The 13,793-nt window shown below is 34.5% G+C and carries 9 protein-coding genes; 6 read left to right on the forward strand and 3 right to left on the reverse strand.

What is annotated here, in order from left to right; genetic code table 11:
- Positions 1-3: 3 nt before the first annotated feature.
- Entirely contained in the window at positions 4-1,833 is a 1,830-nt protein-coding gene (locus ACFFIT_RS08440) for an ABC transporter ATP-binding protein (protein ID WP_385877216.1), read from the reverse strand.
- Between the two features lie 241 nt (positions 1,834-2,074).
- Here ACFFIT_RS08440 and ACFFIT_RS08445 point away from each other — a divergent pair, with 241 nt between their 5' ends.
- Both ACFFIT_RS08445 and ACFFIT_RS08450 read left to right on the forward strand, forming a co-directional pair.
- Positions 2,075-3,229 carry a murein hydrolase activator EnvC family protein gene (locus tag ACFFIT_RS08445; protein WP_385877217.1) on the forward strand — a complete coding sequence of 385 codons (1,155 nt, stop codon included), beginning with the start codon at positions 2,075-2,077 and terminating at the stop codon, positions 3,227-3,229.
- Between the two features lie 514 nt (positions 3,230-3,743).
- The gene (locus tag ACFFIT_RS08450; protein ID WP_385877218.1) at positions 3,744-5,759 is read left to right on the forward strand and encodes a methyl-accepting chemotaxis protein; all 2,016 of its coding nucleotides are present in this window, start codon (positions 3,744-3,746) and stop codon (positions 5,757-5,759) included.
- Positions 5,760-5,944: 185 nt separating this feature from the next.
- Here ACFFIT_RS08450 and glnA read toward each other — a convergent pair whose 3' ends face one another.
- Positions 5,945-7,351, reverse strand: a complete 1,407-nt coding sequence (glnA, locus tag ACFFIT_RS08455; RefSeq protein WP_385877219.1) for a glutamate--ammonia ligase — start codon at positions 7,349-7,351, stop codon at positions 5,945-5,947.
- 751 nt (positions 7,352-8,102) lie between these two features.
- Positions 8,103-8,612: a lactoylglutathione lyase family protein gene (locus ACFFIT_RS08460; protein WP_385877220.1), complete on the reverse strand. Its 510-nt coding sequence runs from the start codon at positions 8,610-8,612 to the stop codon at positions 8,103-8,105.
- Between the two features lie 183 nt (positions 8,613-8,795).
- On the opposite strand from ACFFIT_RS08460, the gene ACFFIT_RS08465 reads away from it, so the two are divergent.
- The 4 genes from ACFFIT_RS08465 to ACFFIT_RS08480 all read left to right on the forward strand — a co-directional run.
- Positions 8,796-9,728: a LysR family transcriptional regulator gene (locus tag ACFFIT_RS08465; protein WP_385877221.1), complete on the forward strand. Its 933-nt coding sequence runs from the start codon at positions 8,796-8,798 to the stop codon at positions 9,726-9,728.
- 174 nt (positions 9,729-9,902) lie between these two features.
- Positions 9,903-10,469 (forward strand): RDD family protein, encoded by a 567-nt coding sequence (locus ACFFIT_RS08470; protein WP_385877222.1) that lies wholly within the window; start codon positions 9,903-9,905, stop codon positions 10,467-10,469.
- Between the two features lie 396 nt (positions 10,470-10,865).
- Positions 10,866-12,692: a translational GTPase TypA gene (typA, locus tag ACFFIT_RS08475; RefSeq protein WP_385877223.1), complete on the forward strand. Its 1,827-nt coding sequence runs from the start codon at positions 10,866-10,868 to the stop codon at positions 12,690-12,692.
- Between the two features lie 397 nt (positions 12,693-13,089).
- The coding region (locus ACFFIT_RS08480; protein ID WP_385877224.1) for an ESPR domain-containing protein at positions 13,090-13,793 on the forward strand (704 nt) is incomplete at its 3' end.

The raw sequence follows: 13,793 nt of genomic DNA on the forward strand, positions 1-13,793 counted from the left end.
TACTCAGCTATCACTGTTTAAAAAGCCCCCACTTTGGTGGTGCCAAAGCTGCTTATATACACCATTGAGTTCTATCAGTTCTTGATGTGTTCCAGATTCAATGATTTCACCTTTATCCATGACTATCAATTTATCCATAGCGGCGATTGTCGATAGGCGATGCGCAATTGCAATAACAGTTTTTCCTTCCATTAAACGATATAAGCTTTCTTGGATTGCAATTTCCACTTCAGAATCAAGTGCGCTCGTGGCTTCATCAAGTAATAAGATGGGCGCATTTTTTAAAATAACTCTAGCAATTGCCATTCTTTGCCGCTGCCCCCCAGACAGTTTAACTCCGCGCTCACCAACATGCGCATCATAACCAGTTCTTCCCATATGATCACTCAGCTGCATAATAAAGTCATGTGCGTGTGCTTGTTTTGCAGCTTCAATCATCTCATCATCCGTCGCTGAAGGGCGCCCATATTTTAGATTTTCTCTTACAGAACGATGGAGCAAAGAGGTATCTTGTGTAACCATCGCAATATTCTTCCTGAGGCTGGATTGCGTTACATTTCTAATTGATTGATTATCAATAAATATATCTCCACTATCTGAGTCATAAAATCTTAACAATAGATTAAGTAAAGTTGATTTGCCTGCTCCAGAACGTCCAACAAGCCCTACTTTTTCTCCAGGTTTGATGGTAAGATTTAATGAATTCAAGACTTCTTTTTCACCACCATAGCTAAAACTTACTTGATTAAAGTTAATCATCCCTTGCTCAACACTCAGCGGATAGGCATTATCTGCGTCAGTGATGTCTACCTTTCTAGATAAAATTTGTAACCCATCTTGGACTGTTCCGATATTTTCAAAAAGATGAGATATTTCCCACATAATCCATTGGGACATTCCATTAAGTCTTAAAGCTAAAGCGATTGAGGCTGCAACTGCCCCTACTCCCATCAGACCTTGCATCCAAAGGAATAATCCCATGGCGCCTGTGGCTAGTGTCAAAAAGGCGCATAAGGTATAGTCGATGGCATAAAACCCGGTAACAAGTCGCATTTGAGAATGTACTGACCCCATAAATTCAGCCATTGAATTCTTAGCGTATTCAGCCTCTTGACTTGCATGAGAAAAGAGCTTTACTGTTGAAATATTGGTGTAGGCATCGGTAATTCTTCCTGACATTAAAGAACGTGCATCAGCTTGTTTTTTGGAAACAATTCCTAATTTTGGAACAAAATAAATATTAGTTAGAATATAAAAAAACAACCAAGCTAAAAAAGGAGTAAGCATTAACAAATTAAAACTGCCCACAACCAAAAGGATCGTTATAAAATAGATGCCAACAAAGACCAAAATATCCATGAATATCATGGTGACATCCCTTGCTGCGAGAGCTGTTTGTAGCACCTTAGTTGATACCCTGCCTGCAAATTCATTTTGGTAAAAGCCCATGCTCTGATTGAGCATATGCCTATGAAATTTCCATCTAAGAATCATTGGATAATTTCCCATTAGGGTTTGATGCTTAAGGAGACTTTGCAACGTTACAAAAACTGGGCTTAATAGCAGGATAATTAATAGAAAAATTAGACGATGCCCCTCTTTATCCCATAAATCCTCTGGTTTTGTCTGACTTAGCCAATCAATCACATTACCTAGAAAGCTAAATAATATAGCTTCAAAAACACCGATCAATGCAGTGAAAACTGACATGACGATAATATAACGGCGCATACCATAGCTGCAGGACCAAATAAAAGGGATCAGTTTAGTTGGGTAAGCTGAAGGTAATGCTTCAGGAAAGGGATCTATTCTTTTTTCAAACCAATTGAACACAAAAACTCCTAGTAAAAGCCAAATTAAACTAAATGGGTTATATTATAACTGTACATTTTCTTTTTCAGTTTACACGAATATGAGGTGAGAATTTAGTGTTTTTTACGAATATTTTTAAGGCATAAAGATGCCAAAGACAAATAGCAAGACAAATAAAGCAGATTTTTAAGGCTATTTATTTTCACGTTGTGATATTATAATTATTCAATCCCCTATCTTGAAATATCATGCAGGTAATCACATGAGATTAAAAAAATATTTCTTTTTCTTCATTTTTGTTTTTTCCAATTGTTTGTTACAAGCGAATGCTTCTTCTGAGGAAGAAAGGCAATTGAAAAGCATTCAAAAGCAAATTTCACAAAAAGAGAGTAAGCTTAATAAAACAAAAGAAGAAGTAGATAAGTTAAATAAAACTTTACGAACACAAAATGAAAAAATTCAAACCATAGAAAAAGAACTAAAAAAAATCTCTACCGAATTGTCTACATCTAGGGGCATAGCGAAGAAAAATGAACAAGCGATTTATTCTTTGAGAAACAGCATTAAAGAAGAAAAAAGTAAACTGGAAAAACAGATACAACTTGCTTTCAAACAAGGTCAGAGTAGTTCTCTAGAAATGTTGTTTGCCAATACAGATGCCCAAAAAAATGATAGAATGGTGGGTTATATCAATTATGTCAATAGAGAACGTGAGGCAACAATTACAAAAATTCAGCAGCAAGAAGCTTCAATTCAAAAAAAACAAGATGAAATAGCGCTTCAATTAAAAGAACAAGAAAAATTAGTTGCCCAAGAACAAAGTAAAATTAAAGCATTAAAAGAAGTTAAAGCCAGTTACGCCAAAAATCTTAAAGCCCTTGATACAGAAGCCCAATACACTGAAAATCAAATTATTGCTTTAAAAGATGATGAAATCAACCTAAAACATCAAATCGACAGGGCGATTAAAGCAGCTGAAAAAGCTGCACCAACAACAATCACTAAGCTTCCACCTCTTCCAGCGAACAGCCAGATGACAAATAATAATTATCAATGGCCAGTAAAAGGAAAAGTACTCACCTCATTCGGCGAATCTCTAGGGGGTGAATTAACAAGTAAAGGGATGGTTATTGAAGCACCTATTACTTCAGATGTTAAAGCAATAAAAGAGGGCAATGTGCTAATAGCTGATTACTTACAAGGTTATGGGCAAGTTATTGTTATTGATCATGGCGGTGATTATATGAGCCTATATGGTTATAATAATAATGTTCTTGTCAGTACTGGTGATAGAGTCAAAGCAGGACAGGTAATCAGCAAAGTAGGGTTAGTGGAAGGTGGTTATAGGAGTGCGCTCTATTTTGAAATTCGATTTAAAGGCGAAGCCATTGATCCTAAGAAATACCTTGCGCGCTAAGTGGATTGTACACTTTTGAAATGAATTGTTGATTAAAATAGCCATTTGTTCAATTTAAATTGACATTAATCAATGTAAATGCATGAAAGTCTTGCACAATCGTGCAATAGAGTTACAATTTATTCAACATTGTTCATTGATGTTTCCCTGGTGTTGGCGCACATATTCGCGCACCCCAATAGTGTATTGGGGTTTTTTTTTATCTGTTTGCTGCTATCTAATTAAACTCCCTTTTTTTTCGTATCATTTATAACAATTAACTCATCTAATTTTTACAGTAAAATCTCTTTAAAGTGATAGATTTATTAAGTAAAAAAATGCATAATCATAGGCAATACAAACCTAGAAACATTTAGTAACAACTAGCTCGTTAGGTTTAAAAATATGTTTTTAGGCGTTTAAATGATAATAAAGTATTATTATCATTATTTTTACGTCGATTTTCGCTAATAAATTCAATTAAAATCATAGTTTTAGTATCTTGGCCATTAGACTAACAGGAGCAACGTTCACCATGAAAAGTGGTCTCATTAAAGTTAGGACAAAAATATTATTAGGATTCTCAGTGATTATTGCCATGATTTTTGTAGTGGTATTTACCAGTATTTTTAGGGTTAATTCAATTGCTGATTCTCTTGAATATGTAGATAAATTTAATAGTGTTAAACAAAGACATGCGATTAATTTCCGTGGAAGTGTTCATGATAGGGCTATTGCAGCTAGAGATGTTATTTTAGTTGAAACCAGCAGTGATGTACCTGCAGTTGTTGAAAATATTAATAAATTAAAAGCAGATTATGATAAATCTTATGATGCTCTTTATAAATTGATTAATGAAAATATTGAAGAAATAACGCCAGAAGAGATGGCAATTCTTAACAAAATTCAATCTATCCGCGAAAAAACTTTACCTCTAATTGATGAAATCATTGAAAACAGATTGAATAAAAATTATGTCCGTGCAGAATTAGTTATGATGGAAAAGGCGAGACCTCTTTTTATTGAATGGCTCAACACGATTAATCAATTTATTGATCTTCAAGAGCAATCTAGTGCTATTGAAACACAAAAAGCGTTGTCTAATGCCACTGAATTCCAAGCATTTATGCTAGTACTCCTTGTAATAGCTACTGTTGTGGGTTTAATTTCAGCAATTTTAGTCGTTCGATCAATATCAAGATCGCTGGGTGACGAACCAAGTCATGTTTCAGCTATCGCAGATGAAATCGCATCTGGTAATTTAGCCATTAATATCCCAACATCTGATGCCGATTCAAATTCAGTTATTGTTGCTATCGCTGGTATGCGTGATGGTTTAACTGAGATGATTGCTAAGGTTAGAGAGAGTACAGAGCACATTGAAGTCGCTTCTGAAAAAATAGAAGGATCTAATGTCTCTCTTTCAACTAGAACAGATCAACAAGCTTCCTCGTTGAACCAAATTGCTGAATCGATGTCTCATCTAACCACGACAGTTCAAAATAATACTAAAAATGCCCGTCTAGCAACTGAAAAATCTAATTCAGCCTCCTCTGTTGCTGTAAAAGGAGGTGAAGTTATCAGTGAAATGGTGTCGACAATGGCATCAATTAATGAATCATCTAGAAAAGTATCTGATATTACTAGTGTTATTGATAGTATAGCATTCCAAACAAATATACTGGCACTAAACGCGGCAGTAGAAGCGGCTAGAGCTGGTGAGCATGGACGGGGATTTGCAGTTGTTGCAACAGAGGTAAGAAATCTCGCACAGCGTTCAGCTACTGCAGCGAGAGAAATTGCTTCTTTAATTAATGATTCCGTTCAACGAGTTGATACTGGTAATCTATTAGCGAATCAAGCAGGTAAGTCCATCAATGATATTGTTAATAGTGTACATGAAGTGACCGACATAATTTCTCAAATTACGGCATCAAGTGAAGAACAAAGTGCAGGTATACAACAAGTTGGTGGTCTAATACAACAAATGGAACAAATCACCCATATGAATTTATCTATGGTAAGAGAAGCAAATGAAGCAAGTCTTACTCTCAAAAGTCAAGTAATAGGCTTAGGTAAGTTAATTGCTGCATTTAAAATGTTTGATAGCGCTGAGTATAATAAACAGCATGATTTTTATGCCAAACTTGAGAATAATGAGCTGACTTCAAGTCATTTAATAGAAAGTAATTCCAAGGAGCCAACTATAGATCTTAAAAAAGCAGTCTCTGATGTGAAACCTTCTAAATATCACGATAAAAATCAAGTGGATGGGGTTTCTGATAGTCGCTCTAAAGTAGATCATAAAATGAAAACATCTACTGAAGAACGAAATAAAATTGATCCTAATATTCAAAAAAAATCAGATGACTCCAATCATAAATCAGAGTCTGTAAAAATAGCGTCTTCTGATACTAAAGCTAAGCAAGAAGAATTAAAACGCCCTAAAGTATATAACTTAGGCGGACAGGAAGTAAAATCTCCAACAGGAGCACCAACTAAGAAAAAAGTTGATTTAGCTTCTGATCATGATGATTGGGAAGAGTTTTAATACTGGCTATAATAGGATAAGATAACTATAAAAAACCACCGACAGGTGGTTTTTTATAGTTTGCCAAAACAAAATACAAAAATTATGAGTGTTTTGTTCGTAATGGCACAAAAAAATGTCAAAAAATTGACTTAGTTCATCAATGAACGCACCGTTGGTAAGTCAATTTATCTCGCATATTAAAATTAAATGCTGTAGTACATTTCAAACTCAACGGGATGAGGGATCATTTTTACTCTTTGCGCTTCTTTCTTTTTAAGCAAAATAAATGCCTCAAGCATATCTTTACTAAATACCCCACCTTTGATTAGAAAATCATGATCATTTGCTAAAGCATCTAATGATTCATCTAATGAAAATGAAACACTTGGAATATCTTTTAGCTCTTCCGGTGGTAAATCATAAAGATTTTTATCCATCGCATCTCCAGGATGAATTTTATTGTTGATCCCATCTAATCCTGCCATCAATAAAGCGGAAAAAGCTAAATAAGGATTCGCTGCAGGATCTGGAAATCTGACTTCAATTCGCCTTGCCTTAGGATTAGTTACAACGGGAATTCTAATGGCTGCAGAACGATTTCTTGCGGAATATGCTAATAAAACCGGAGCCTCATAGCCAGGTACTAAACGCTTGTACGAGTTAGTGCTTGGATTAGTAATTGCATTTAGCGCTTTTGCATGCTTAATAATACCACCAATAAAATGGAGTGCAGTTTCTGATAAACCACCATATTTGTCTCCACTAAATAAATTAACTCCATTCTTAGCAAGAGACATATGACAGTGCATACCAGAGCCATTATCACCAAAAATTGGTTTAGGCATAAAAGTTGCTGTTTTACCAAATCTGAATGCAGTGTTGTGCACAACGTATTTATATAGCTGAGTTTCATCTGCTTTTTTAGTGAGTGTATTAAAACGTGTCGCTAGCTCATTTTGCCCTGTAGCCACTTCATGGTGATGCGCTTCAACAACAATACCCATTTTTTCCATTAGAAGACTCATTTCTGCACGAATATCATGAGATGGGTCAATAGGGGGAAGAGGAGCGTAGCCACCATGCGGTAATGGTCTGTGTGATTTATTACCACCAGAAACTTCTTTGCCGTTATTCCAATAACCTTCATCATCATCCAAATGTACCATACAACCTTGAGGCCCTGTTTGGAATTTAACGTCATCAAATAAGAAAAATTCTGGTTCAGGACCGACTAAAACAGTATCCGCAACTCCAGTTGAACGTAAATATGCTTCAGCTCTTTTAGCAATAGAGCGAGGACATCTGTCATAGCCTTGAAGCGTTCCTGGTTCTACGACATCGCATTTAATAATTAGCATTGCAATTTCAGCAAAAGGATCTAATACCGCTGAGCTTGGATCAGGTAATAAAACCATGTCAGATTCTTGGATGGACTTCCATCCTGCAATTGATGAGGCATCAAACATTTTTCCTTCTTCAAAAAAATCTTCATCAATTTGGTGAGCGGGAACTGTCAGATGCTGATCTTGCCCTCTAGTATCTGTAAATCTAAGATCAACAAATTTGATGTCTTGCTCCTTCAACATAGTAATAATGTTCTCACCCGTCATGAATTTATCCTCAATATATGAATTTAATTACCTTAAAATGGCTAAATTAAGATGTAAATATACACCTTATTAGTCAACGCAAATAACAAACTTATTTTAGGCAGGGCAATAATTCCTGTCAATTTTTAAATCATTTTTTTACTTAAATAAAATAAAGAAATGAAAGAGAACTACGTAAGTTTTTTAAGTACAAGTAATATTTGGGGGGAACACTTTTAATAGCTAACATTTATAAAGGCCTGTTAGTTCAAGATGTTTTTTGCTGGGCATGTATTTATTGTAAGAGTTTTAATCTAGTGTGAATTGATAACACTTATACAAAATAGGGCTTTTGGTTGAAAATAGTTTTTTGGCTAAAATAGATTGTGATTTTTGTTTTATATTGTGGTTACAGATCTATGCCTCAAAAATGGTCTCGAAGTGTTTATTTTCTCCAACAAAGTAGGAAGTATTTTCTTGTGTATTGTATTTTGAGTGTGTTTTATAAAATGATACGAAATATTAATTAAAATTTAACTCATTAAGTTTCAATACAAACTCAGTTTTATGGGGGGATGAAAATTTTTTATTGTCAGGCTCAGCGTTTATAGTTCTGCTTTGAATGAAGTTAATATCTTAAATGAGTAAATGAGTAAATGAATGTGTTTATACAATAATTTATCATATCCATATGAACAAGAAGTTATATCATCTTGATTGTATTCATATGATGCCATGTAACTTAATATTTCGTTCTATGGCATCGTTAAAATTACTCGTTATACGCACCACTTGAATAGTGTAATTCATAACTATGGCTGTAAATTTCAAGGATATTTCCAAAAGGGTCTTCCATATAAATCATTCTATAGGGTTTCTCTCCAGGATAGTAATATCTTGGTTCTGCCATTCTTTTTTTACCTCCTGCGGTAACAATTTTCTCAACTAAAGCTTCTAAGTTGGGATCTTGAATGCAGAAATGAAAAATACCAGTTTTCCAATATTCAAAATTATTCTCTGGTGTTTGGTGGTTATCGAATTGAAATAACTCGACGCCAATTCTGTCTCCAGTTGACATATGGGCAATTTTGAAGCGTTTCCAACCAGGGCCAAATACATCAGTACACATTTGACCAATTGCTGAGGTATCTTCTTCAATTGTTGTTGGATGCATGATGATATACCAGCCTAGTACATCTTGGTAAAATTTGACTGCGGCTTCAACGTCTGGTACTGAGATTCCAATGTGAGAAAACGATCTAGGGTATTGCTGTATTGTCATAATATTGTCCTTTTAAGTGGTGACATAATAAATTGATGAGGAATACTATGGTATTGCTTTTGATTACTCGAGAACAGCATACTCAATATGAAATTAAAAATATAATTATCAATAATTATAAATGTGATAAATTTTTGTTATGATGGTGTTGTGTTAAAAAATATATGATTTATAGGGAGGGTCATGAGTCTTAATCCAAATTGGTTGAAAACATTTATGGTCTTAGCGCAAACAGGTCATTTTACGCAAACTGCTAACCTTAGATTTATGACTCAGCCAGGAGTCTCACAACATATAGCTAAGCTAGAGGCCTATTTGGGTGTACAGTTGCTACATCGTGATAATAAATACATTACATTAACTGATGCAGGCAAGCGGTTATATCTTTATGCTGAAAAAGTTTTTGAAGCTGAAACTGAATTTTTGGCAACGATATCTCAAGACAATCCATATGCAGGAGAGTGTACAATTGGTTGCTCTGGGACTTTGGCATTAATCATTTATCCTCATTTGATAGAACTTCAGGCTCAATATCCTGAATTAATCATTCGGCTTGAAGCTGCACCTAATGCAAGAATTAACCAAGCGATTATTGAAGATAAGCTAGACTTTGGAATTGTGACGCATAAGTTACCGAGTGGGTTGATTCGTTATGAACCTATTTTTGAGGTTGCATTACAATTAATTTTACCAAGTCAGTTTACTGATCAAGCAATCACTATAGATAAATTAAATCAACTTGGTTTTATCGATCACCCTGATGGCCAATATTATTTAAAGCAAGTGGTAGAGTCTAATTTTTTATCCAACATTGATGATGAAGTAAAAGAACAAACTCTTTTTAATATCCGAAGTATAGGCTATATTAATCAAATATCTCAAATTCTTTTACCTGTCTCAAAAGGTATCGGCTTTACTGTAATGCCAGCTTCTATATTACAAACACAGCCAGCTTCAATCTCAATTTATACACCAAATCTTCTCTATCCTGTCAACGAGTCTTATTTTTTTGCTTCAAAAATCAATAACCGACTTGCCGCTAGACATAAAATGATTTATGAATCTGTACTTTCTTTTTTAGTCAGTTCACTTGAAGAAAATGAATTTTGGGGTTAAAAGAATGATATTATATCAAAAGACATTTAGAGAAAGACTGAAAAGACCTACTATGATTTACCTGTTGCAGAAAATTTGTTGAATAACAGCTTCAGAACTGAAATTGGTTTAAGTTGCTGAAAATTAATAAGATTCTGTTTAATTAATGCTTTTGAGACATATAAGGACAATTGTATGCAAGAAATGATTCACAGTCATGTTGGAGCAGAATATATCAGAGCGAGTAGAAGCCGAAGGTTATTGGCTAATATAATCGATTTAATATTCTCTTTATTGATTGGTGTACCTTTAACATATGCAATTTTTGCTGTATTCAAAACAGCAATTATCGGTGGAGATATCTTTTATGATGATATATATGAGTTTATTTTCTTGTTTATTATAGGCCCTGTATTATCAATGGGTTTTATTTGTCCTATTTATGAACTACTCATTACGCTTAGACAAAATAAAAATACACTGGGTAAACGATTAACAAAGATAAGAATAATAAATCATCAAGAAGAAAAAGGTAGTACATGCTTACTGATCTTAAGAGTCGCTTTAAAAGCGATTTATTATATGTTCGCTGTAATGAGTGTTGCTTGTTTTTTAGTAGTACACCACTCTCTCGGCCAAATCTTACTAGTACCCACTATTTTACTGTTAGTTTTTGTTTTTTTAGGCACTAAAGATCATCAGGGATTGCATAATCGACTTACACGGACATCAATTGTTTTATCTGGATCAAAGGCAAGGTGAATTTTTATCTGTTTGCTTGTCATCCAAAATTTGTTCTACTGTTCCAAATCAGACCATAAACTAGCTTTTTGATGAGAAAAGTATCAACCGTAGTGTTTTTACCATTATAGTTGAGCTTCTCTGAATTTCCTGTTCTTTCTTTTTATGTAGACTTGAAACTGAGTTTAAATGCAAAGATTTTAATTTGTAAATGGGCTATGGAGATTTAAGTAATATAGAAGAAATTTAAAAATCTACTACACCAATTTTTTCTAGATAGCGGTCATAAATGATTAATTTTTGTTTATTGATTGATAAAATAGATGTAAAATGAGTTGTTATTTTTTTATTTACCCTAGTAGAAAAGGCGACTATTTATATAATTGCCTCTATCTGCAACAACTGAGAGAATTCATTGTGATTGAAAAACTACGTAATATCGCGATCATCGCGCACGTTGATCATGGAAAAACTACCATTGTCGATAAATTATTAAAAAAATCTGGAACATTTGCTGAAGATAGACAAAATGATTCAACTGAACGCGTGATGGACTCTAATGAACTAGAAAAAGAACGTGGTATTACAATATTAGCAAAAAACACTGCAATAAATTGGAATGGCTATCATATTAACATCGTTGATACCCCTGGACATGCTGATTTTGGTGGCGAAGTAGAACGTGTAATGTCTATGGTTGACTCTGTTCTTCTTATTGTAGATGCGATGGACGGCCCAATGCCACAAACGCGTTTCGTAACACAAAAAGCTTTTGCCCATGGTTTAAAACCAATTGTTGTAATCAATAAAGTAGACAGACCCGGTGCGAGACCTGATTGGGTAGTAGATCAAGTGTTTGATCTATTTGATAACCTAGGTGCGACAGATGAACAATTAGATTTCCCTATCATTTATGCATCAGCACTTTTAGGTATTGCTGGTAAAGAGCATACCGATATGGCTGATAATTTAGACCCTCTTTTTGAAGCAATCATAGAGCATGTAGAATGTCCTAAAGTAGACTTAGAGGGACCTTTCCAAATGCAAATTTCCCAACTAGATTATAACAACTATGTGGGTGTTATTGGTATTGGGCGCATCAAACGTGGTTCAGTAAAACCTAATCAGCAAGTTACCATCATTGATAGTGAAGGTAAAACTAGAAATGGTAAAGTAGGGCAGGTATTAACTCATATTGGTCTTCAAAGAGTTGAAGCTGAAGTCGCTCATGCGGGTGATATCATTGCAATTACTGGTTTAGGTGATTTAAATATTTCTGATACGGTATGTGCTGTTGGTTCTGTTGAAGCGTTACCACCTTTAAGTGTAGATGAGCCAACGATTAGTATGTCTTTTGGTGTTAATACTTCACCTTTCTGTGGTAAAGAAGGTAAATTTGTTACTTCTCGTCAAATACGTGACAGGTTACATAAAGAACTAGTCCATAATGTGGCATTGCGTGTATCAGATACCGAAGATCCTGATACTTTCTTAGTTTCAGGGCGTGGTGAGTTACATCTTTCAGTTTTAATTGAAAATATGCGTCGTGAAGGATTTGAATTAGCTGTTTCTAGGCCTAAAGTTATTGTACGTGAAGTAAATGGTAAAAAAGAAGAGCCTTTCGAACAAGTAACTATCGATGTGGAAGAACAACATCAAGGCGCTATTATGGAAGCAATGGGTTATCGTAAAGGTGACTTAAAAAATATGATACCAGATGGTAAAGGCCGTATTCGTTTAGACTATGTGATACCTAGCCGTGGATTAATTGGTTTTAGAACAGAGTTCTTAACAATGACATCAGGTACAGGCCTTATTTATTCTACTTTTAGTCATTATGATGATTTTAAAGGTGGTGAAATTGGTCAACGTCAAAATGGTGTATTGATTTCAAATGGTCAAGGTAAAGCACTTGCATTTGCCTTATTTGGTTTACAAGAAAGAGGCCGCTTATTTATTGGTCATGGTGCTGAAGTTTATGAAGGCCAAATTATTGGTATTCATACCCGTTCAAACGATTTAACAGTTAACTGTTTGACAGGTAAAAAACTCACCAATATGCGTGCGTCAGGAACTGATGAAGCTATTGTACTTGTGCCACCAATTAAGATGTCACTTGAGCAAGCATTAGAGTTTATTGATGATGATGAGTTAGTAGAAATTACACCGCAATCAATTCGTATCCGTAAACGTCATTTAACTGAGAATGATCGTAAACGTGCAAGTCGTTCTGCTAAAGACTAAAAACTAAAATATTAAACCAAGGACTTTAAACAATAATATTTATTTGTTTATTTTCCTTGGTTTTTTTCTTTTCCTTTCATTTCATTTCCTTTTCTTCTTTTATAACCTTCTTTGGCTAATTCTATTTATCTATCCCTAACTTTTAGATGACTGATTTTCTTCTGCAATAACTTTGCAAGATTGATGTATAAGATCAGACTATGTGCCTAATTTTATGAATTTATCGTTAACAGGCTTATAAAAACAAATGCTTACAAGTTATATGATATTATTTACAGATGATTCAGTTATCTCTTCGGTCTACTAGGTTGCATTTTGTACGGTAAAGAGGATAATAAAGCAAAAGGATAAACATAAAATAAAAAATATAAATTAAAAATGGAAGCACGAGGTTTGTATGAACAAAATTTATAAAGTTATTTGGAATTATGCACTTAACTGTTACACAGTATGTGGAGAATTAAGTAAGCGTGCCAAAAAATTTTCCTTTGTTTCTTTGGTTACCAGCCCCAAAAATATTTCAAGTAGCTATAGAAAATACCTCTTAATCTCCATTCCTCTTTTGTTTCCAATTTATGCATTTAGTAATGATTTAGTGGTGTCAATTACCCCTCCTCCGACAAATACAATACCTAGTGTTGGACTATTAGATCCTTTACTTGGACCTGTAAATAATATAATTACTACCTTAAATAAAACTAATAAAACTGTAATAGATTTAACAGCCGCAACTAAATCTATTGTTGATGCTATTAATTTAACGAATCAAAATATAGTTTCTATAGAAACGGATATTGATAATATTAATGCAGCACTGTCAGTCCCTGAATTATCACTAGGTGAAAATGCAGTGGTTGATGCGAGTGCTTCAAATGCATTAGCTATCGGTACTAATGCAAGTGTTGGTGAGAACGCAAATTCTGCTCTAGCATTAGGCGTTAATGCAACTATAGCAGAAAGTGCAGTTTCATCTATCGGCATAGGTTCAGGGGCTCTTATAGAAGCAGCGACTAGTGTTGGTCTAGGAGATAATGCATCGATTGGTACAGGCTCGATTGACAGTCTTGCTTTAGGCAGCAGCGCTGCTATAGGTACCGGCTC

It is taken from the genome of Thorsellia kenyensis (assembly GCF_042432445.1).
Taxonomy (GTDB): Bacteria; Pseudomonadota; Gammaproteobacteria; order Enterobacterales; family Thorselliaceae; genus Thorsellia; species Thorsellia kenyensis.